This is a genomic window from Nocardia sp. NPDC056100, assembly GCF_042266325.1.
Taxonomy (GTDB): Bacteria; Actinomycetota; Actinomycetes; order Mycobacteriales; family Mycobacteriaceae; genus Nocardia.
Genome location: NZ_JBHJVY010000001.1, coordinates 1,655,013 through 1,675,381 on the forward strand (window position 1 = coordinate 1,655,013; position 20,369 = coordinate 1,675,381).

At 68.1% G+C, this 20,369-nt stretch carries 18 protein-coding genes; 4 read left to right on the plus strand and 14 right to left on the minus strand.

The features are described from left to right. Positions 1 to 24: 24 nt before the first annotated feature. From ACFC0O_RS07640 to ACFC0O_RS07655, 4 genes are all read right to left on the minus strand, one after another. Complete coding sequence (locus ACFC0O_RS07640; RefSeq protein ID WP_375954695.1) at positions 25 to 996, minus strand: ornithine cyclodeaminase family protein; 972 nt, start codon at positions 994 to 996, stop codon at positions 25 to 27. After that, positions 993 to 1,916, minus strand: coding sequence for an ABC transporter permease (locus ACFC0O_RS07645; protein ID WP_375954697.1), 924 nt, complete (start codon positions 1,914 to 1,916; stop codon positions 993 to 995). The genes ACFC0O_RS07640 and ACFC0O_RS07645 overlap by 4 nt, the downstream gene beginning before the upstream one ends. Next, complete coding sequence (locus tag ACFC0O_RS07650) at positions 1,913 to 2,953, minus strand: ABC transporter permease (RefSeq protein WP_375954698.1); 1,041 nt, start codon at positions 2,951 to 2,953, stop codon at positions 1,913 to 1,915. Before ACFC0O_RS07650 ends, ACFC0O_RS07645 begins: the two co-directional genes overlap by 4 nt. Before the next feature lie 440 nt (positions 2,954 to 3,393). Next, positions 3,394 to 4,929 (minus strand): ABC transporter ATP-binding protein, encoded by a 1,536-nt coding sequence (locus ACFC0O_RS07655; protein WP_375954700.1) that lies wholly within the window; start codon positions 4,927 to 4,929, stop codon positions 3,394 to 3,396. 116 nt (positions 4,930 to 5,045) lie between these two features. Here ACFC0O_RS07655 and ACFC0O_RS07660 point away from each other — a divergent pair, with 116 nt between their 5' ends. Continuing rightward, positions 5,046 to 5,756 carry a GntR family transcriptional regulator gene (locus tag ACFC0O_RS07660; protein ID WP_375954702.1) on the plus strand — a complete coding sequence of 237 codons (711 nt, stop codon included), beginning with the start codon at positions 5,046 to 5,048 and terminating at the stop codon, positions 5,754 to 5,756. Positions 5,757 to 5,872: 116 nt separating this feature from the next. Here the strand turns inward: ACFC0O_RS07660 and ffh are convergent, their stop codons facing one another. The 6 genes from ffh to ftsY all read right to left on the minus strand — a co-directional run bounded on the left by ffh (position 5,873) and on the right by ftsY (position 14,133). Then, positions 5,873 to 7,444, minus strand: coding sequence for a signal recognition particle protein (gene ffh, locus ACFC0O_RS07665; RefSeq protein WP_375954704.1), 1,572 nt, complete (start codon positions 7,442 to 7,444; stop codon positions 5,873 to 5,875). A gap of 107 nt (positions 7,445 to 7,551) precedes the next feature. Continuing rightward, on the minus strand, positions 7,552 to 7,818 hold the full coding sequence (locus ACFC0O_RS07670; protein ID WP_375954706.1) for a hypothetical protein: 267 nt from the start codon (positions 7,816 to 7,818) through the stop codon (positions 7,552 to 7,554). A gap of 199 nt (positions 7,819 to 8,017) precedes the next feature. After that, positions 8,018 to 10,525: a [protein-PII] uridylyltransferase gene (locus ACFC0O_RS07675; RefSeq protein WP_375954707.1), complete on the minus strand. Its 2,508-nt coding sequence runs from the start codon at positions 10,523 to 10,525 to the stop codon at positions 8,018 to 8,020. A 114-nt stretch (positions 10,526 to 10,639) separates the two neighbouring features. Next, on the minus strand, positions 10,640 to 10,978 hold the full coding sequence (locus tag ACFC0O_RS07680) for a P-II family nitrogen regulator (protein WP_364630550.1): 339 nt from the start codon (positions 10,976 to 10,978) through the stop codon (positions 10,640 to 10,642). Between the two features lie 3 nt (positions 10,979 to 10,981). Further along, positions 10,982 to 12,334, minus strand: coding sequence for an ammonium transporter (locus ACFC0O_RS07685; RefSeq protein ID WP_375954710.1), 1,353 nt, complete (start codon positions 12,332 to 12,334; stop codon positions 10,982 to 10,984). A 206-nt stretch (positions 12,335 to 12,540) separates the two neighbouring features. Next, positions 12,541 to 14,133 carry a signal recognition particle-docking protein FtsY gene (gene ftsY, locus ACFC0O_RS07690; RefSeq protein WP_375954712.1) on the minus strand — a complete coding sequence of 531 codons (1,593 nt, stop codon included), beginning with the start codon at positions 14,131 to 14,133 and terminating at the stop codon, positions 12,541 to 12,543. 215 nt (positions 14,134 to 14,348) lie between these two features. Here ftsY and ACFC0O_RS07695 point away from each other — a divergent pair, with 215 nt between their 5' ends. Next, positions 14,349 to 14,738 carry a DUF2237 domain-containing protein gene (locus ACFC0O_RS07695; protein ID WP_309231366.1) on the plus strand — a complete coding sequence of 130 codons (390 nt, stop codon included), beginning with the start codon at positions 14,349 to 14,351 and terminating at the stop codon, positions 14,736 to 14,738. A 9-nt stretch (positions 14,739 to 14,747) separates the two neighbouring features. Here ACFC0O_RS07695 and ACFC0O_RS07700 read toward each other — a convergent pair whose 3' ends face one another. Further along, on the minus strand, positions 14,748 to 15,854 hold the full coding sequence (locus ACFC0O_RS07700; RefSeq protein ID WP_375954714.1) for an FAD-dependent monooxygenase: 1,107 nt from the start codon (positions 15,852 to 15,854) through the stop codon (positions 14,748 to 14,750). Between the two features lie 96 nt (positions 15,855 to 15,950). Here ACFC0O_RS07700 and ACFC0O_RS07705 point away from each other — a divergent pair, with 96 nt between their 5' ends. Continuing rightward, positions 15,951 to 16,538 carry a TetR/AcrR family transcriptional regulator gene (locus ACFC0O_RS07705; protein WP_375954716.1) on the plus strand — a complete coding sequence of 196 codons (588 nt, stop codon included), beginning with the start codon at positions 15,951 to 15,953 and terminating at the stop codon, positions 16,536 to 16,538. 57 nt (positions 16,539 to 16,595) lie between these two features. On the opposite strand, the gene ACFC0O_RS07710 is transcribed toward ACFC0O_RS07705, so the two are convergent. From ACFC0O_RS07710 to ACFC0O_RS07720, 3 genes are all read right to left on the minus strand, one after another. After that, on the minus strand, positions 16,596 to 17,009 hold the full coding sequence (locus ACFC0O_RS07710) for a hypothetical protein (protein WP_375954718.1): 414 nt from the start codon (positions 17,007 to 17,009) through the stop codon (positions 16,596 to 16,598). A gap of 121 nt (positions 17,010 to 17,130) precedes the next feature. Beyond that, a complete protein-coding gene (locus tag ACFC0O_RS07715; protein WP_375954720.1) occupies positions 17,131 to 18,471 on the minus strand; it encodes a hypothetical protein in 1,341 nt (446 codons plus the stop codon). Between the two features lie 111 nt (positions 18,472 to 18,582). Beyond that, positions 18,583 to 19,365 (minus strand): TetR/AcrR family transcriptional regulator, encoded by a 783-nt coding sequence (locus tag ACFC0O_RS07720; protein WP_375954722.1) that lies wholly within the window; start codon positions 19,363 to 19,365, stop codon positions 18,583 to 18,585. A 105-nt stretch (positions 19,366 to 19,470) separates the two neighbouring features. On the opposite strand from ACFC0O_RS07720, the gene ACFC0O_RS07725 reads away from it, so the two are divergent. Continuing rightward, positions 19,471 to 20,367, plus strand: a complete 897-nt coding sequence (locus ACFC0O_RS07725; protein WP_375954724.1) for an NmrA family NAD(P)-binding protein — start codon at positions 19,471 to 19,473, stop codon at positions 20,365 to 20,367. The last annotated feature ends 2 nt before the right edge of the window (positions 20,368 to 20,369 follow it).

The following is a 20,369-nucleotide window of genomic DNA, read 5'->3' on the forward strand; positions in this document are numbered from 1 at the left end:
TGTTTCCTTCGGGGGGTTGGTGTTTCAGGCGGTCAGGTCGATATCGGCGCCGATACCGTGTTTGCGGGCGGCGTCGATGAGCAGGCGCGCGGCGGCCAGGTCCTGTAGACCGATACCGAGCGAGTTGAACAGGGTGATCTGATCGCGTTCCGTGCGACCGGGTTTGGCGCCGATGAGCACCTCACCCAATTCGGTGTCGATGTGCTCGGGTCCGAAAACGCCCTCCCGCAACGGAATCAGCACATCACCGGATTCGTGCAGCGCCGAGAGGCGACTGTCCACCACGACGCGGGCGCGGCGCATGCCCTCGCTGTCGATTTCGCGATGATCCGCGCGGGGCGGCGCGCCGACGGCGTTCACGTGCAGACCGGGACGGAACCACGCGCCCCGCACCACCGGCTCCCGCGCCGGTGTCAGGGTGCACAGCACATCGGCGGCATGCACGACATCTGCTGCGGCAGTGCAGATTTCGGCTCCGGTCTCGGCGGCGAAGGCGTGCGCGGTGGCCTCGGTGCGACTCCACACCACGATCCGGTCGAACGGCAGCACCGCGGCCAGCGCGTGCACATGCGCCCGGGCCAGCGCACCCGCACCGACCAGACCCAGCACACGACTGTCCGGGCGGGCCAGTGCCGCCGTCGCCACGGCCGAAGCGGCCGCGGTGCGCACCCGGGTGACGGCCGCACCGTCGATCAGCGCCTCACAGGAACCGTCGGCGGCCGATACCGCGAGAATCGCCGAACGCTGCACCGGCAGAGCATGATCCGCGTTCGAAGGCATATCGGCGAGCAGTTTGACCACCGCCAATCCGGCCGGGCGCGACGCCGCGGCCATCACCAGGAAGGCTGCGTCGGTGCCGGGCAGCCGCATGGCGGGCGGTGCGGGCGCGACCGCCTCGCCGCGAGCCAGATCCGCGTGCGCGCGCTGCACCGCCGTGAATACCTCCGGCAGCGTGATCAGGCGCAGCACATCGGATCTGGTGAGAATCAGGGTCATCGGGCTCGAGCCTCTCGACGGAAGGGCAGGGTGAGCGCGGCCGGTGAGCGGCTGGCTCCGACCAGTCCGCTCACCGCCAGCACCGCCAGCAGATAGGGGGACATGACCAGCACCGCGGTCGGCAGATGCACGCCCAGTGCGGGTGCGGCGAACTGCAGGGCTTGGGCCAGGCCGAAGAACAGGCAGGCGAGCAGCGTGGGCCAGGCCCGCCACTTGCCCGCGATCACCGCGACGACGGCCAGGTAGCCCGCCCCGGCGGTGAGATTGTCGGTGAACGCGTGCACATCGGCCAGCGCCAGATGCGCACCCGCCAGACCGGACATGACGCCGGTGAGCAGTACCGCCGCATAGCGGAAGAGGTTGACCGGCAGGCCGGATCGATCCGCGGTGACCGCGTCCTCGCCGATCGCGCTGAGCGCCAGACCCCAGCCGGTGCGATGCGAGCACAGCACCGCGAGCAGTACCGCGAGCCCGATACCGGCGTAACCGAGCAGGGTCTGGTCGAACAGCGCGCGGCCGAGCAGCGGAATCTCGTGCAGGACGGGGATTTCCAGCCGATCGAAACCTGGCACCTCGCGACCGCCGGTGAAGTACAATCGAGAGCCGTAGGTGGTAGCACCGAGCGCGAGGGCATTGGCCGCCACGCCCGTGACAATCTGATCGGCACGCAAGGTCACGCTCAATACGGCCTGGATCACGGCCACCAGCAGCCCCGCCACCAGCGCGCACAAGACGCCGACGACCGCGCTGCCGGAGCTGTGCGCGCCGACCGCACCGGCGAACGCACCGGTGAGCATCATGCCCTCGACGCTGAGGTTGAGCACCCCCGCGCGTTCGCTCACCAGCTCGCCCGCCGAGGCCATTGCCAGCGGAATCGCCAGGCGCACACCACCATCGAGGAGTTCTCCGACCGCGCTCATCGCCGGGCCGCCTTCCGCAGGGTCACCGCACCGGCGACGAAGATGATCAAAACGCTCTGCACCACCTGGATCGAGGACGCCGGAACCGACGCCGCGAGTTGCAGATTGATGCCGCCGGAGGCGAGCAGCCCGAACGCCAGCGCGATTCCGGCGACCGCCGTCAGCGATCCGCGCGCCAGCAGTCCGACCACCAGTCCCGCGAAGCCGTATCCGGAGGTGAAGTTCTCGGCCAGTACGAACGGCACCGTGGCCACCAGCGCCGCACCCGCGACCCCGGCCAGCCCGCCCGCCACCGCGAGCGCGCCGAACCGCAGTCGCGCCACCGGCACACCCAGCCGTGCGGCGGCGGCCTCGGACAATCCGACGGCGGTGAGCCGCGTGCCGATCGCGGTGCGCCGCAGGATGATCGCGGTCACCACGACGACGATCGCCGCCACCAGCACCGCGATGGTCGCCGGTGAGCCCTCGATACCGAGCAGCGGCAACCGCGCACCGGCAGCCAGCGGTGCGGACTGCGGCAGCGTCTCCACCGAGGTCACCGGCTGCCGCAGCAGTCCGGCCTCGTGCACCACCAGCGTCACCAGCCCGAGCCCGACAAAATTCAACAGCAGCGTGGTGATGACCTCACTGGTCCCGCGCCGCACCCGCAGCCAGGCGGCGATCCCCGCCCAGGCCGCGCCCGCCAGGAATCCCGCACCGAGAATGAGCGGAACACCCACGGCCGCAGGCGTTCCCGAGGGCAGGTGCACACCCACCGCCGTGGCCGCGATACCACCCAGCGCGAGCTGACCCTCCCCACCCACATTCACCAATCCGGCCCGGTGCGCGATGGTGAACCCGGTCGCGATCAGCGCCAGCACCGCCGCCGCGTTCAACGCACTCCCGAACGCATACGGCGTCCCGAACATCCCCTCCCACAACGCGTTCGCCGCCGTAACCGGCGCAGCCCCACCCCCGATCACGAGCAACACCCCGACGATCAACGCCGCGAGGACCGCAGCGCCGTACACCACCAGATTCCGCGAAAACCCGCCCACCCGAACGCTTCTCAACTCTTGCAGCACGACTTGCCCAGCGTCCTTCCGCCTATTCGTCGCCTGCGAACGAGCGGCGACCGGCCCGTCCCTCCCGGCAACCCCGGAGGCGAGAACAGCATCCTTTCCCGGCGCGGGGTCTTCGACGAACGCGGAGTTTCCGCCCGTCGCAGACTGTTTGCCCAAGTCAGCGGCATCGTCACCCGATTCGGCGCGCTCTCCGGCCCCGAGGTTCGCCTCGGATGCGGTGACACCGCTCACCGGGGATAGATCGCCGATTACCGCAGTCTCGTCCGGCACGTCGACCTTCCCTGACACTGTGTTCTCGCCCGGCGTGGGGATTTCGCCTGCACCGGAGGCTTCGCGTGAGGCGGAACTTGCCAGCGGGGCCGGGTCCAGTTCCGGTGCAGGGGTTTCGACCGATGCGGAGTTCCCGAGTGAGTTCATGAGGTGGTCCCGAGCATGAGGTGGGCGATCTTTTCTTTGGCCCCGGGGTCGGTGGGGTCGACGGGGCCCAGGAGGCGGCCGCGGTAGGCGACCAGGATGCGGTCGCACAGGGTGAGGAGTTCGGGGAGTTCGTGCGAGACGACCAGTACGGCCGCACCCGAGGCGGCGGCCTCGCGCAGGCGGTCCAGGACTGCGTCGACGGCACCCAGATCGAGGCCGCGGGTGGGCTGGGCGGCCAGTAGGCAGCGCAGCGGGTCGATGGTCAATTCCCTTGCCACTACGACCTTTTGCTGATTGCCACCGGATAGGGTGCTCATCGCCGCACCGGGGGATGACGCCTTGATGGCGTATGTGTCGATGGCGTGCGCGGCGGTTGCCGCGATGGCCTTGCGGTCCAGCAGGCCACGGCGGCGGAAGTCGCGCAGGCGGCCGAGGGTGAGGTTCTCCGCGACGCTCATGGCGGGGATGCATCCCTCGTGATGCCGGTCCTCGGGGATGACGCCGAGGCCGTGCGCGGTGCGTACGGCGGGCGTGGCCCGGGTGAGATCTGTTCCGTCCAAGTGGAATTCACCGGCGTCGGCACGTAGTGCGCCGCTGAGTACGCCGATCAACTCGCTCTGACCGTTGCCTTCGACGCCCGCGATGCCGACGATCTCACCGGGTCGCAGTTCGAGTTCGACCCCGTCCAGCGCCGCCGCCCCGTCCGGGCGGGTGAATCGCAGCCCGCCTACCCGTGCGATGGGAGCGATACCGGTGAAGTCGCGGACCGCGCGCGGCACCGAATCACCGGTCACCAGTGCCTGATCCAGCTCCGCCAGCTCCCGGCCGACCATGAGTTCGACCAGTTCGTCACGGGTGAACGAGGCCAGCGGACCCGAACCCGCGACGCGGCCACCGCGCAGTACGGTCGCCGCGTCACCGGCCTGTTCGATCTCGCCGAGCTTGTGCGTGACCAGTACGACCGCGCGCCCCGAGGCGGCGATGCGGCGGCAGGTGTCCAGCAGCGCGTCGATCTCGGCGGGGCCGAGCACCGCGGTGGGTTCGTCCAGCAGCACCAGACGTGGTTCGCGCAGTAGGCATTTCACGATTTCGACGGTCTGCCGTTCGCCGACCGACAGTTCGCCGGCGCGCGCGTCGAGATCCACGCGCAGTCCGAACTCGTCGGTGAGCGCGGCCACCCGGGTGGTCAGCTCCCGGCGCGGCAGGCGCAGTCGCGTACCCGCGCCCAGGAGCAGATTCTCGGCCACGGTCAGGGTGGGCACCAGGCTGAAATGCTGATGCACCATGGCGATTCCGCTGCGCAGCGCGTCCGCCGGGCGGTGCGGGCGATATGGCTCGCCGAACAATCGCATCCGGCCCGCGTCGAGGGCCGCGCCGCCGTAGACGAGATTGCACAGCGTCGATTTGCCCGCGCCGTTCTCCCCGAGCACGCAGTGCACCTCGCCGAGCGCGATGGTGAGGTCGACGTCCGAGAGTGCCCGCACCGCACCGAAACTCTTGCCGACGCCGGTCAGCTCCAGGGCCGTCTGCACAATCGAACCTCCAGTTAGTGGTATACCGCTAACTTTCGAGGGTGCGTGTGGCGCGCGAGTTCCATGAATGTTTCGGTCCGGAAAACCCGGCACGCGGCCCGATACTGTGGAAAGTCGTGACGGAACCAGGTTCTCTGCGCCACCGCGCCTACGAGTCGATCAAGCAGCGCATCGTAGGTCTCGAACTGCGCCCCGGACAGCGATTGGTGGAACGCGATCTGGCCACCGACCTCGAGGTCTCCCGCATCCCGCTGCGCGAGGCGCTGCGCGTACTCGCCGCCGAAGGTCTCGTCCTGCTGGTGCCGGGTAAGGGCGCACTGGTCGCCCCCTTCTCCCCCGCCGATGTGAACGATCTGTTCGACGTCCGCGAGGCGCTCGAATCGCTGGCCGCCCGCCTGGCCGCCGCCAACGCCACCCCCGACGCCCTGCGCCCGCTGAAAGACCTGCTCGCCGAAGCCCGTTCGGCCACCCGCGCCGCCGACCCGCAGCGCATCGCCACCGCCAATGCCGCCTTCCACGCCGAAATCATCGAACTGGCGGGCAATCCCCTGCTCAGCACCCAGATGCGCCCGCTGGCCGCCCGCACCGAATGGCTGTTCCGCCTGACGGCCTCGCGCGATGCCGCCGAACAGTGCTCCGAACACGAGGTGCTGTACCGGCTGATCGCCGCCGGAGACGCCGCGGGCGCGGCGGAGTGCGCGTTCGCCCATGTGGCGGCGGGCCGCGCCCCCAGCCTCGCGCTCGCGCACTCCTGGTCCGATCCGGATTTCGATCCCGAATTGGTGGCCAGGGGTCGCCGCAGACGGCGACCGGCCCCTGCGAGTTAGGCCGAAGCAACCTCGAACACAAGGGATTTCGCCCCCGCTCGGATTCCGGCATCGGAAACGACCCGGGAACGCGATTCGGCCCCGTCACTTGACGGGGCCGAAAGGTATTGGGGCGCTTACTTCTTGGGGAAGTTCAGCTTCGACAGGTCGAAACCTTCCAGGCCCGGCGGCAATTCGTTCAGGCCCGCGGGCATGTTGGACAGGTCCGGCATGCCACCCGGCATACCGCCGGGGAGCGCGGGCATGCCCGGGAAACCGCCGCGCATCTTCGGCGGCGTCGGCCCGCGGCCGCCCTTCTTACCCTTCTTGCCCTTGCCCTTCTTGTTGTTGCCGCCGCGCGAGCCGGGCAGGCCGAACTGGCGGCTCATCATGCCCATCATCTTCTTGGCCTCGAAGAAGCGGTCGACGAGCTGATTGACCTCGGAGACCGAGACGCCGGAACCGTTGGCGATGCGCAGGCGGCGCGAAGCGTTGATGATCTTCGGGTTATCCCGCTCGGCGGGGGTCATACCGCGAATGATGGCCTGCACGCGATCGAGCTGCTTGTCATCGACCTGTGCGAGCACGTCTTTCATCTGCCCCGCGCCCGGCAGCATGCCGAGCAGGTTGCCGATGGGACCCATCTTGCGGATGGCGAGCATCTGCTCGAGGAAGTCCTCGAGGGTGAGTTCACCGGAGCCGATCTTGCGCGCGGCCTCTTCGGCCTGCTGCGCGTCGTAGACCTGTTCGGCCTGCTCGATCAGGGTGAGCAGATCGCCCATGCCGAGGATGCGGCTGGCCATGCGGTCGGGGTGGAAGACGTCGAAGTCCTCCAGCTTCTCGCCGGTGGAGGCGAAAAGGATGGGCTGGCCGGTGATTTCACGCACGGACAGCGCCGCGCCACCGCGGGCGTCACCGTCGAGCTTGGTGAGCACGACACCGGTGAAGCCGACACCGTCGCGGAACGCCTCGGCGGTGGTGACCGCGTCCTGGCCGATCATGGAATCGAGCACGAACAGCGTCTCGTCCGGGTTGACGGCGTCGCGGATGCCCGCGGCCTGTGCCATCAGTTCGGCGTCGATGCCGAGGCGACCGGCGGTGTCGACGATCACGATGTCGTACTGCTTGGTCTTGGCCTCTTCGATACCGCGCCGCGCCACATCGACCGGATCAGCCGCGGACACACCGAGCGGGTTCTCGCCACCGCCGATGGAGGTGCCCGGATTGGGCGCGAACACCGGCACACCGGCCCGTTCGCCCACGACCTGGAGCTGGGTGACCGCGCCGGGGCGCTGGAGGTCACAGGCGACGAGCAGCGGCTGATGCCCCTGCCCCTTCAGCCATTTCGCGAGCTTGCCCGCGAGGGTGGTCTTACCCGCACCCTGCAAACCGGCCAGCATGATGACCGTGGGCGGGTTCTTGGCGTACTGCAGTCGCCGGGTCTCGCCGCCGAGAATGGCGATGAGTTCCTCGTTGACGATCTTGACGACCTGCTGCGCCGGATTCAGCGCCGCGGACACCTCGGCGCCCTTGGCGCGCTCCTTGATCTTGGCGATGAAGGTGCGGACCACGGGCAGTGCGACGTCGGCCTCGAGCAGCGCGAGCCGGATCTCCCGGGCGGTCGCATCGATGTCGGCAGGTGACAGGCGCCCCTTCCCGCGCAGATCCTTGAGGGCACCGGCCAACCGGTCGGAAAGGGATTCGAACACCGATGCTCCTGATCTCGAGGGACGTCACTCGAGATACCAGGGTAGTGGGATCTGCGGCGGGCCGTTATTCCAGGACCCGTACGCTGCGCTATTTCGGTGCGCGCGGGCTATTCCAGCGATCGCGGCCGGGTGGCGGGGCGGCGCAGGTCGTGCTGTTCGCTGGCCACCATGCCGACTGCTTCGCGGGCGGTGAGCCCGAGCCCGAGGGCGAGTCCGTCGAGTACGGCCCAGTCGGATTCGGTGGGCGCGTGGTCGGCGATGGTGGAGGCGATGGTCATGGCGGTCACCGCCTGCTGACCGGAGAGGGTGCGGCCGGGTAACCAGGAAACCACCCAGCGATCGCCGCCTACGCAGCGCGCGATGTGCGTGGTCATATCGCTTGTCATCATCGACGCTGAAACAACTTCGATGGCCACCGACCAGCTCCCCTCATACGCGCGCGACAGCATTGGTTGAGGCGATATTAGGGGGCGGTGAGTACCGCGTGATCAGTATTTCAGCAAATTACGTGCAACGATCGGATTAACTGGCAAACGTACGGTTTGCCAGTTAATACAGCATCCTGGCGACCGGTCAGAAAACCGAGGTTGATCCGTTTTCAGTGTCCGATTCGGGCAATTTCTTCGGTTGTTGCGGAGGCACTACCGCGAGCACCGCCGCTTCGATTTCCGCGCGGCGTTCCGGCGTGTCGGAGGCGCCCAGATCCAGGCAGAACGTATCGACGACGGCCGCGCCGAGCGTATGCACCTTCGCCCAGGACACATTCGCACCGGATTCCGCGAGCGCCGCGGCCAAACGGCTCAGCAATCCGATTCGATCCTCGGCGCGCAATTCCAGCAGTACCCGTCCGGGGTCCGCGGTTTCATTCCAGAGCACGCGCGGCGCGGCTTGTGCGTAAGGGCTGGGCTGGGTGCCGCCTGCTTCGCGTTCCTTACGCGCGAGCACCGAAACCAGGTCCAAATCACCGTTTATGGCCCTGATCAATTCCTGCCGCAGCAGACCCGCATCGGGCGGATTTCCGAAACGCGGCGCGACCACGAAGGTATCGATGGCCGAGACGCCGACGCTCGCCAGTTCGGCGGAGAGCACGCGCAGCGAATGCATGGCCAGTACGCCCGCGGCATCCGAGAGCAGACCGGGAGTGTCCGGTGCGACCACGGTGACGATATGGGTGTACCGCCCCTCCCCCGGCTTCAATTCCACATGTACGCCACCGTTTTCGGCCCGTTCGCGCAGATCGTCCGGAATCGCATCGGGTTTGGGCAGTTCCTCCCCCGCCATGGACAGTCGGCAGCGGCGCACCAGATCGCCGATCAGCGAGGCCTTCCAGTCGTTCCAGACGCCCGGCCCGGTGGCCAGGGAATCGGCTTCGGCCAGCGCGGCCAGCAATTCGAGCAGTTGCGGATCGCCGTCGAGCGCGTCGACCACCATTTTCACGGTGTCCGGATCGGCCAGATCACGGCGGGTGGCGGTATCGGGCAGCAGCAGATGCTGACGCACCATGGCCGAGAGCGTGCGCACATCCGACGGCCACAACCCGAGCCTGCGCCCGATCGAGGTGGCCAGTTCCGCACCGACCACGCTGTGATCCTCGGTGCGGCCCTTGCCGATATCGTGCAACAGCGCGCCGATCAACAGCAGGTCCGGGCGCGCCACCCGGGTGGAGAGCGCACCGGCCTGCGCCACCGCCTCCATGAGATGACGGTCCACGGTCCAGGTGTGCATGGCATCGCGCGGCGGCAGATCCCGCACCACGCCCCATTCCGGAAAGAGCCTGCCCCACAGGCCCGTTCGATCCAGGGCCTCGATGGCGTCGATGGTGCCGCGGCCCGCGCCCAGCAAAACCAGCAGGTCGTTGAGGGCTTCCTTGGGCCACGGCTCGCGTAGTTCGGGCGCGTCCTCGGAGAGCCTGTTCAAGGTCGTCGCGGACATGGGTAATCCGGTCTGTGCCGAGGCCGCGGCCACGCGCAGTATCAGTCCGGGATCGCGCTGCGGCCGCGCGTCTCGTGCGAGCACCACTTCACCGGAATGCTCGACCACCCCCTCATCGAGTGGTCGGCGTACCGGCATGCGGCGCAGGCGGGCGAGACCGCGGCGCGGCAGCGCGTTGGCGGCGGTGCGCAGCCCGACATCGGTGGAATAGCTGACCGTTCGCGCCGCATCGCTGAGGGTGCGGGCGAGGTCGAAGCGATCCCCGATGCGCAGGGCCGCGCCGATTTCGTCCGCATCCTGGGCGCGCAGTTGGTCGCGGGCGCGACCGGCGACCCGATGCAATTCGGTGCGAACGTCGAGCAATCTGCGCTGGGCCTGCTTCAAGCCGCCGCCGGGCACATCCGGACCGAGCCCCGGCATGGCATCGGTCAGCTGTGCGATGGCGAGAGCGTCGAGCAGCTGGATATCGCGCAGTCCGCCGCGCCCGTTCTTGAGATCGGGTTCGGCGCGGTGCGCGATCTCTCCGCTACGCCGCCAACGGGTTTCGGCCTGTGCGATGAGACCGTCGAACCGGGACCGCACCCCGGCGCGCCAATCCCGCCGCACCCCGCTGATGAGCAGATTGCTGAGCCCCTCGTCACCGACGATATGGCGGGCCTCCAGCATGCCAAGCGCGGCGGTGAGATCATCGGCGGCCACGCGCAGCGCCTGCGGCACCGTGCGCACGCTGTGATCGAGCTTGATATGCGCGTCCCACAGCGGATACCAGAGCTGATCGGCGACCTCGGCGACCTTGGCCGGGTCGACGTCGTCGTAGAGCAGCACCAGATCCAGATCCGAATAGGGCAGCATCTCCCGGCGGCCCAGACCGCCCACCGCGACGATGGCCAGGCCGCTGCCGTCGACGATGCCGACCTCGTGACCCTTTGTGGTCAGCCATAATTCGTACAGATCGACCAGGGCCAGGCGCAGTGTTTCCGGTTCCAGTCGGGTGGCGCGCCCGTGCGCGCTGTGTTCGGCGAGTAGTTGGTTGCGGGCCCGGACCAGATCCGAGGCGCCGTTCGAGACCTGCTCCGCAGGGTCCTTGGAGTCCTTGGCGTCCTTCTCATCGCGTGCCTGCTGGAAACCCACACCGACCACCCATCTCATTCAGTTCGTGATCCCGGCTGCCACCGGGACTTTCCACCCTGCCCGAGCACGAGGGCGGCCCCGTCCCTACCGGTCCTCATCCGGTGGGAACGGGGCCGCCGCTCACTTCGTGAATTACAGAGCGTCCGAGCCACGTTCGCCGGTGCGGACCCGGATGATGGCGTCAACCGGGGTCACCCAGACCTTGCCGTCACCGATCTTGCCGGTGCGGGCGGCCTCGACGATGACCTCCACGACCTTGTCGACGGAGGCGTCGTCCACGACCACCTCGACCCGGACCTTCGGGACGAAGTCGACCGAGTACTCCGCACCGCGGTAGACCTCGGTGTGGCCCTTCTGACGGCCGTAGCCCTGCACTTCGCTGACGGTCATGCCGAGTACGCCGGCCTGCTCCAGCCCGGTCTTGACGTCCTCGAGCGTGAACGGTTTGACGATTGCGGTGATCAGTTTCATGCGTCATGCCTCCTTGACGGCGGTGGTACGTGCCGTGCCACCCACAGCAGCGAAATCGTATGCCGATTCAGCGTGCTCCGACTCGTCCAAGCCCTGGAACTCGGCTTCCTCGTTCGCGCGGAGACCGATGGTGTACTTGATCGCCAGCGCGATGATGAGCGTCGCGATACCGGAGTAGGCGAGCACCGCACCGGCGCCGATCGCCTGCTTGACCAGCTGATCGAAACCGCCACCGTAGAACAGGCCCTTGACCGCGGCCGGGGCCTCGGGGGCCGCGACCAGGCCGACCATCAGGGTGCCGGCGATACCGCCGACCAGGTGAACACCGACCACGTCGAGCGAGTCGTCGAAGCCGAAGCGGAACTTCAGGCCGACCGCCAGGGCGCAGAGCACACCGGCGACCACACCGATGGCGAGCGCGCCGATCACGTTGACCGAGGAGCAGGACGGGGTGATGGCGACCAGACCGGCCACGATGCCCGAGGCCGCGCCGAGCGAGGTGGCGTGACCGTCACGCACCTTCTCCACCAGCAGCCAGGCGAGCATGGCCGCACCGGTGGCGACGGTGGTGGTGACGAAGGTGGCGCCGGCGATGCCGTTGGAGCCGACCGCGGAACCCGCGTTGAAGCCGTACCAGCCGAACCACAGCAGACCCGCGCCGAGCATGACGAACGGCAGGTTGTGCGGGCGCATCGGGGTGCCCGGCCAGCCCTTGCGCTTACCGAGGACGATGGCCAGGACCAGGCCCGCGACACCGGCGTTGATATGGACCGCGGTACCACCCGCGAAGTCGATCGCCTTGAGCTTGTTGGCGATCCAGCCACCGTGCTCACCGGTCACGCCGTCGAAGGCGAAGACCCAGTGCGCGATCGGGAAGTAGACGACCGTGGCCCACACGGTCGCGAAGAGCAGCCAGGAGCCGAACTTCAAGCGGTCGGCGACGGCACCCGAGATGAGGGCGACGGTGATGATCGCGAACATGAGCTGGAAGGCCACGAAAACGGTCGCGGGGATGGTTCCGGCAAGTGGGATAGCCACCTTGACGGAAGCATCGGTCGCGCTGGTCAGGTACTGACCGCCGAACAATGTCTTCAGGCCGAAATACTGCGCCGGATCGCCGAACAGATTGCCCTTGTCCTCGCCGAACGCCATGGAGAAGCCGTACAGCACCCACAGGACGGTGATAACGCCCATGGCACTGATGCTCATCATGATCATGTTCAGGACATTCTTCGAACGGACCATGCCGCCGTAGAAGAATGCGAGGCCGGGGGTCATCAACAGCACGAGCGCGGCACTTGCCAGCATCCATGCGGTATCACCGGCGTCAGGTGCGCCTAAAACGGGGAACGCCACCTTAATTTCCTCCTCATCTCGGGCCCAGCCGATAACGGCGAATGAGCCTGACATGAAGGTTCGGGCAGCGGTGTTTCCTCCGTGATCCTGCGGCGTTTCGCATAGGTGAACGGATGAGATTGCAGTGTTTCGGTCAGGTTTCCTCGTTCGCACCGCTGTTACCAGCGGTGCGTGAGGTTATTGGTGTTTCCCGTGGTACGCGGGGCTCAGCCGAGTAGCGCGTCCACGAAAGCGCCCGGTTCGAAGGGTGCGAGGTCGTCCTGACCCTCTCCCAAACCAACCAGTTTCACGGGTACGCCGAGCTCATGCTGAACCTGGAAGACGATGCCGCCCTTGGCCGTTCCGTCCAGCTTCGTCAGGGCAACACCGGTGATATCGACGACCTCGGCGAACACCCGGGCCTGCATCAGACCGTTCTGTCCGACCGTGGCGTCGAGCACCAGCAGCACCTCGTCGACTTCGGCCTTCTTCTCCACCACGCGCTTGACCTTGCCCAGCTCGTCCATCAGGCCGGTCTTGGTGTGCAGGCGGCCCGCGGTATCGATGAGCACCACATCCACGCCACGATCGATACCGGCGCTGACCGCGTCGAAGGCCACGGCGGCCGGATCGGCGGCCTCCTTACCGCGCACGGTCTCCGCGCCCACGCGCTCACCCCAGGTCTGCAGCTGATCGGCGGCGGCGGCACGGAAGGTGTCGGCCGCGCCGAGCAGCACCCGGCGGCCGTCGGCCACCAGCACGCGCGCGAGTTTGCCCGTGGTGGTGGTCTTTCCGGTGCCGTTCACGCCGACGACCAGCAGTACGGCCGGATGATCCTCGTGCGGCAGTGCGCGAATCGAGCGATTCAGCTCCGGGCGCAGCGCCTCGATGAGCACCGCGCGCAGCACCGCGCGCGCGTCGGCGGCGGTGCGCACGGTGCGCGCGGCCATCTCCTCGCGCAGGCGTTCCACGATGGCGGCGGTCACGGCGGTGCCGAGATCGGCCATCACCAGGGTGTCCTCGATCTCCTCCCAGGAGTCCTCATCGAGGTCGCCGCCGCCGAGCAGGCCGAGCAGGGATTTGCCGACCGCGTTCTGGGAGCGGGCCAGGCGGCCGCGCAGGCGGTTCAGGCGACCGGCGGTGGGCTCGATATCGGCCGTGAAATCGATCTCGGCCTCGGGCTCGGCCGGGGCGGCAGGAGCGGAAACCTCGGCGGGAGCGACGGTTTCGGGGGCGACGGTTTCGGGGCTGACGGACGGGGCCGCCTCGGCGGGCGCTACCGCGGCAGCGGCTGCCTGATCACGTGCGGAGGTATCGGCGGGAGCCTCGGCGGTCTCGGCCTCGGCCGCCGCAGCGGCGATATCCGCCGCTTCGGCGGGGACAGTGCTGATCGAGGGTGCGGTATCGGCCTCGGGTGTTTCGGTCTCGGCGGGCGCGACCTCGTCGGCCTCCGGTGCCAGCTCGGGACCCTGGACCGGATCGGGCAGCCGGACATCGTGGATACCGCGTTTGGCGGCATCGCGCGGGATGGCCGCGTCATCGCCGACGTGCGGCTGGCCTTCGGTATCGGTGCGCTCGACCGGAATCGGTTCGGGTTCGGGGGCGGGTTTGGGCAGGGTTGCCGTCCCGCCGCCTTGACTGAAGCTGAATCCGCTCGATGCCGTGTATCCCCCCGACCGGTCGGTCAGTTCCGGCTTCGCCTCTTCGGCGGCCGGGGCGAGGGAGATACGGCGGCGCTTGTACAGGACGAATCCCGACACGAACACCACCAGCAGGACCGCGGCGATGGCGGCGATGAGGATCCAGGCTTGTGCAGTCACCAGGCCATCCTCTCAGAGGGGTCGCTATTGCCGGTTTCACATACCTACCCACGAGTTGCGGGGCAGTGTCGTCTAGCACACATCGGTGTCCGATGGCTATGGACACGCCGATTCGGTGCCCCTGAAATGCGCGAACTACCGACCGGTCTGCTCGACAACGCACCACAGTGCGGAAGGAGCGGCGAATGCGACACCGAGACAATAGGATCGGCGACGTGACCGATCGAAATGTGCTTGGGGGACCGCTGGAGGAGTGTGGCACCGATCCTCTCACCGGCTTCTACCGGGACGGGTGCTGCAGCACCGGTCCCGAAGATCTTGGCAGCCATACCGTGTGCACCGTGGTGACCGCGGAGTTCCTGGAGCATCAGAAGTCGATCGGCAACGACCTGCTCACCGCACGGCCGGAGAACAACTTTCCGGGCCTGCAGCCGGGCGATCGCTGGTGTGTGGTGGCGGTGCGCTGGTTGCACGCGCATGAGGACGGGGTGGCCGCACCGGTGGTGCTGGCCGCCACCCACGAGAACGCTCTCGAGGTGGTGCCGATGGATACGCTGCGCAAATACGCCGTGGATGTGCCGGACGACGTCAGCGATCTGCTCTAGCGGCCGGGGTCATACGCGCCGCATGAGGCGGGCGGCGGTGTCGCGCACCAGGATTCCGAGGCGGCTGCCGGGGACGATGAACGCCCCGGCGAGGCGCGCGCCGTTCTGCTTGGGATCGGACAGGACCCGCTGCCGCCGTTCGTAATTACGCAGGGCGGTGTCCGGTTCGCCTGGAGTGCGGGCCAATTCCTCGGCGAGGGTGTGCGCGCCCGCGATGGCGAGGCTGGAGCCGTCACCGAAGAGGGAGACGCTGGAACCGGCGTCGCCCAGCAGGGTGATGCGACCCTTCGACCAGGTGTCGAGCCGGACCTTGCTGACCGAGTCGAAGTAGAGGTCCTCGGCGTCTCGAATCTGTTCGAACACCGGGCCGAAGACACCGACCGGTCCGTCGAACGCGTTCAGCAGCAGGCGTTTGTGCTGCGCGATATCGCGATAGTCGTAGTCCGGCACCGCGGGACTGCGGAACATCAAGGCGGCCAGCGGCTTCCCACCTGCGGGATGCACCGAGATGGAACGCCCGGGCGTGTTGAACATGACGACTTCGCGCGCATCGCCGTAGATACGGTCCACCGGCAGCGTGGCGACGTAGATTCCCATATGCCGCACGAAATCCCGCTCCGGGCCGAAGGCCAGGCGGCGGATATTCGAGTGCAGGCCGTCCGCGCCGACCACATAGTCGAAGGTTTGCGGGGCGTGCTGTTCGAAGCTCACCGATACCCCCGAATCATCCTGTTCCAGGCCGGTAATGGTGTCGCCCCAGCGGATTTCGGCCCGATCGCGCGCCGCGCCGAGCAGGATCTTCGCCAGTTCCGCGCGGGGTAGTTCGACCTCGCCCGCACCGTCGGCCGCTTTGGTAGCCACCGACATGCGCGGCCGCCCCGCCGCGTCGATGAAACTGAGCCGGTCGACATCGATTGCCGCCTTGCGCAATTCGGGCATCACGCCCATTTTCTCCGCCACGTCGGCCGCGTATCCGCGCACGTCGACGGGATTTCCGCTGGAGCGCTGCCCGGTGGCGCGCTCCACCACCGTGACATCGAAACCGCGCTCGCTCAGCCAGTAGGCCAGGGTCGAGCCGCCGACACCGGCACCCGAGATCAGCACCTTCGTGCTCATGGGAATCACCTCGATCGATTTAAGTGGACGCATTTCGTCCGCTTAGTTCCGATGCTAGGCTAAACGGAAGCATTTCGTCCACTTAAACTTTTGGAGGTGAGTCCAACGGCCGACCGCCTACGGGCCGATGCGCGCAGCAATCGGGACCAGATCGTCAATGCCGCGCTGGCGGTCTTCCGCGAGCGCGGCACCGAGGTCCCGATGAAGGAGATCGCCGACCGCGCCGGGGTGGGCGTCGGCACCCTGTACCGCCGCTTCCCGGATCGCGATGCCCTGTTGGTCGGCACCGCGCAGGCGCATCTGGAACGGCTCTCGGATCTGGCCGCCACCGCCTGGCGCGAGGAGCGCACCGCCTGGCGCGGTATGCGCCGCTTCCTGCGCGAATGCGTCGAAATGCAGCTCGGCGCACAGTCTTCCGCCATCGGCCCCGCCGTACACCGGGCCATGCACGCCGACCCGCGCCTGATCGATGTGCGCGCGGCCGTCGTGGATCTGGTGACCCGCATGACCGCCCGGGCGCAGGCCGACGGCGATCTGCGCCCCGATATCGGCCCCGACGACATCTCGCTGCTCATGACCGTGCAGGTCTACACCCGCGAAGGCGAGTCGTATCCCGACGCCGTCGACCGCGTTATGACGATCATGCTGGACGGCCTACGCCCGCAACCTGATTCGGCGAACTGAACCGCACCGCGATGCCGCCCGGCCTGGCAGCCGGGCGGCATGGTCGATGGTGTGCGGTCAGCGGGAGGTGCGCAGGGTGTAGGTCTGCACCGCGGCCATGGCGGCGGTGAAGGCGGCGATGAACAGGATGCCCACCGTGCCGAGGGTGGTGGGGTGCACCCAGCCCGCTTCGACGGTGATGACGCTGTCGACGGCCCATACCGCGTTCAGTCCGGCGATGAAAGCGGCCGGGCGGCGCGGGATCTCACGGCGGGTGGCGACCACCAGGACGGCTGCCGCATAGAGGATGAAGAACGCGCCGACGCCCAGGAGCAGTTCGGTGGAGAGTCCGAGGGCGGTGTCGAGCACACCGGACAGGGCCGCGATGAGGATGCCGGAAGCGAGAGTGACGATGCCGTCGGCTTCGTAAGCCAGTCGCAGCGGGGACATTCCGGCGATCAGGCGGGGGGCGGTGGCAGTGCTGGCGGTCATGGGAATCGGTTCCTTCCGAAGCGGTGCTTGCGATGTACCGACATTCGCCGGGACCGCACTGCCGACACCATGACAAGAGCTGCAAAGTACTGCCAACCGCAGGTGAGAGCGTTTTATCGGTTCAGGACACGGTGCTGTCCAGCCCCGCGCGCAATTGTGCGGCAATGATTCTCGCTGCCGCGTTCTGCCAATTGTGCAGTGTCCGTTCGGGTACCTGATCCGCGAACCAGGTCAGGGCGCGCCGCGCTACCGGGTCGAGGTCGGTGCGTTTGGTGCGCACGCTGTAGGGGCGGATGCCCGCGACGTAGTAGAAGTACACCGAGTTGTAGTGCCGCCATTCCTCACTGGTGCCGAAGTCCTCGCCGGTGCGCGGTTTGAGGTGGCTGATGCTCTCGGTCAGCAGCGCCTTGAGTTCGGTGGCGCGATCGAGTGGTCCGGCCGGGGTGTCGCGGCCGTGCAACCGGGCATCGATGGCGGGCAGGTCGATGAGCGGGCTGGCGACGAGTTTGCCGAGATCGGCGTAGTGGCTCAGCGCGCGCCGGGTGATGCGGGCGAACTCCTCCTCGCCGAGCGCGGCGAGTCCGGTCTCGATGCGTTTGCGCGGCAATTCCTCGGCGGCGGTGCGCAGTTCGTCGCGCGCCTCGCGCAGTGGCGGTGCGAAGGCGAAGCGGTCGATGCCCGCCTGGATCGGCGCGTTGAGCACCTGCATGGCGATGGCGGCGGCAATGGCCCCGAAGAGCAGGGCCACCAGTGCGGGCCGCTCCCCCGCCAGCACGATGGCGACCGCGGCCTGACCGCCGAACACCGTGGCGGCGGTGGCCGAGATGAACAGGGAGCGCAGCATATCCGCGCGCAGCGCCTGCCCTTCCTCGAAGGCGTCCAGCACCGCGATGCCGACACCGAGCAGCACCAGATCCACCGCGATGGCCGAGAGCATGGAGGTGCGCGGTAATACATTGAGCCCCAGCAGGATCAGCGAGGAACTGAGACCGAACATGAGCGCGCCCACGGTGAGCAGTCCGGTCACCGGCCGCCGCGCGTCCTCGGCCCAATCCCCCTGCTGACCGAGTACGGCGAGCATGCAGGCCATCAGCGCGAGCAGGGCGAGAGCGCCGAGAACGTAACCGGCGGGCAGGAATCCGGCCGCCGCGGGCATGGCGAGCACCGCGCTCACCGGCACCAGCCCCAACCGCCACAACCGATCCGCGTGCACCGCCCACCGCTCGGTGAGCAGCAGCGCGAACACCCCGCTCCACGCCACCGCCGGAATGCACACCAGCACGATCCGCATACCGTCGAACCACGCGTCCCCTGTGGCCAATTGATCCGCGACCACCGCGATCGCATACGCGATCAGCCCGGCCGCCGCCCTGCGCAACACCGCCTTACGCGCATCCCGCGCCACCAGGTACCACCCCAGCCACCAGGCAACCCCGAACGCCACCGCAGACACCCACACCACCCCGCGAGCCTATCCGCGCGCGACCATTCCTGTGCGCGTACATCTTTGCCCCACCACTCCGACCGACCACAATCCGCGCGACAACACCGATTCGGGTCTCCTGTGGTGTGCTCAGGACAGGGGTGTGTGGCGGCGGCGGTGAGCCTTCTGGCGGCAGGCGGGAGAGCAGTAGCGGGCGGGTCGGCCGGTGCCGGTGGGCTGGACGGGGGTCGCGCAGACGGGGCAGGGAGTGGCGGGGGTTTCGTTACGCGATCGGGTTTCGTCACGCGCCGCACCGGACTTCACGGGTTTCGTCACGTCCGGACGCGCGGGCATCGCACGCATGGCGTCGAGGATCAGTGCGGCCGGGCGAGCGAGTCCGGGACCGGGCGAGACGCGTTGGATGGCAACACATCCGGTGTAGAGGGCCAGCACGTCCGATAGGGCGATGTCGGCGCGCACCGAGCCTTGACGCTGGGCCGCCACCAGCAGTGGAGTCAGCGCGCGGTGGAAGCGCTGTCCCGCGTCCCGGAGCAGGTCGCGTGGCCAGCCGTCATTGTCCAAAACCTCGCAGAGCGCGGTGTTGCCGCTGGTCGAGGTGATGACCTCGGCGCAGAAGGCGAAGAAGGCCAGGCCCGCGTCGGGGGCGTCGCGGTAGCCGACGGCGAGTGCGGTGAGGCGGTCGATGCGCTGTTGCAGCACCGCTTCCAGCAGTTCGATCTTCGTGGGGAAATGCCGGTGCACGGTGCCCGCGCCGACGCCCGCCCGGCGCGCGATTTCCATCAGGGATACCGAGGTCCCGTCCTCGGCGAAGGCGCGCTGTGCGGCCGCGAGCACCAGCGCGCGATTGCGGCGGGCGTCGGCGCGCGCGTTCGGGGCGGCGGGGCGATCGAGTCGGAGTGGCGCGGAGGTCATTTCGTTACGGCGATTCTCTTCGGTGCTGGCGGAGCCGAACGGCCCGGTCGTAGCGTCGGCATTCGGGTTGTCCGACCCGAATACTACCGAAGGAACCGAGAACACATGTCTGTGGGAAATGACCTCGTCCTGGTGACCGGCGCGACCGGGAAGCAGGGTGGTGCGACGGCCCGGCGGCTGCTGGCGGCGGGGCGACCGGTAAGGGCGCTGGTCCGGGATACGGAATCGGCTGGGGCGCAAGCGCTCGCGGCCGCCGGGGCGGAGTTGGCGCGGGGTGACTTCGACGAACCCGAGACGATCGCGGCCACAGTGGAGGGAGCGGGTGCGGTGTTCCTCATTCCGCCCGCGGCGTTCGGACCCGATGGCTGGGATGTCGAGCTGGAGGCGCGGCGCGGGGAGGACCTCGTCGCGGCGGCGAAGGCGGCCGGGGTGCGGCAGCTCGTCTTCTCGGGCATCGCCTCGTTCGAGGCCGAGGCGCAGTGGGGTGCGCACGGTAAGCGCCGGATCGAGGACGCGGTGCGGGGCAGCGGGCTGGAGTGGACCATTCTGCGCCCGGTGCGGTTCATGGAAAACTATCTGGCGCAGGGACTTCCGGTGGACGACATCACGGCGGGCGTACATCGGCACCTGTTCCCGGCCGATATGCCGATCCAGATGATCGCGGTCGATGATGTGGCGGCGTTCGCCGAACTGGCCCTCACCGATCCCGCTCGCTTCCACGGCCGGATTCTGGAACTGGCGGGTGATGCGCACACCATGGTGGCGGCGGCCGCGATGATCAGTGCGATCACCGGGCACGCCGTCACTTACGAGGAATTGCCCGAGGACTTCGCCGCCGACCTGGGCGGTGAGGTTCTCAACGTCTACCGGATGACACACTCGGGCAAGGGCTGGCACGCCGATATCCCGGCCTTGCGCGAAATCCTGCCCACGCTGCGCACTTTCGAACAGTGGCTCACCGAAACCGGTGCGGCACAGCTGAAACCGATCCTCGAGGGCTAGCG

What these genes read in the sequence shown, in the direction of transcription:
- ACFC0O_RS07640 (WP_375954695.1), bottom strand. Translation starts at nt 996, where the DNA reads ATGACCCTGATTCTCACCAGATCCGATGTGCTGCGCCTGATCACGCTG.
- ACFC0O_RS07645 (WP_375954697.1), bottom strand. Translation starts at nt 1,916, where the DNA reads ATGAGCGCGGTCGGAGAACTCCTCGATGGTGGTGTGCGCCTGGCGATT.
- ACFC0O_RS07670 (WP_375954706.1), bottom strand. Translation starts at nt 7,818, where the DNA reads ATGACCACGCACATCGCGCGCTGCGTAGGCGGCGATCGCTGGGTGGTT.
- ACFC0O_RS07675 (WP_375954707.1), bottom strand. Translation starts at nt 10,525, where the DNA reads ATGAGATGGGTGGTCGGTGTGGGTTTCCAGCAGGCACGCGATGAGAAG.
- ACFC0O_RS07680 (WP_364630550.1), bottom strand. Translation starts at nt 10,978, where the DNA reads ATGAAACTGATCACCGCAATCGTCAAACCGTTCACGCTCGAGGACGTC.
- ACFC0O_RS07700 (WP_375954714.1), bottom strand. Translation starts at nt 15,854, where the DNA reads ATGAGCACGAAGGTGCTGATCTCGGGTGCCGGTGTCGGCGGCTCGACC.
- ACFC0O_RS07710 (WP_375954718.1), bottom strand. Translation starts at nt 17,009, where the DNA reads ATGACCGCCAGCACTGCCACCGCCCCCCGCCTGATCGCCGGAATGTCC.
- ACFC0O_RS07720 (WP_375954722.1), bottom strand. Translation starts at nt 19,365, where the DNA reads ATGACCTCCGCGCCACTCCGACTCGATCGCCCCGCCGCCCCGAACGCG.
- ACFC0O_RS07725 (WP_375954724.1), top strand. Translation starts at nt 19,471, where the DNA reads ATGTCTGTGGGAAATGACCTCGTCCTGGTGACCGGCGCGACCGGGAAG.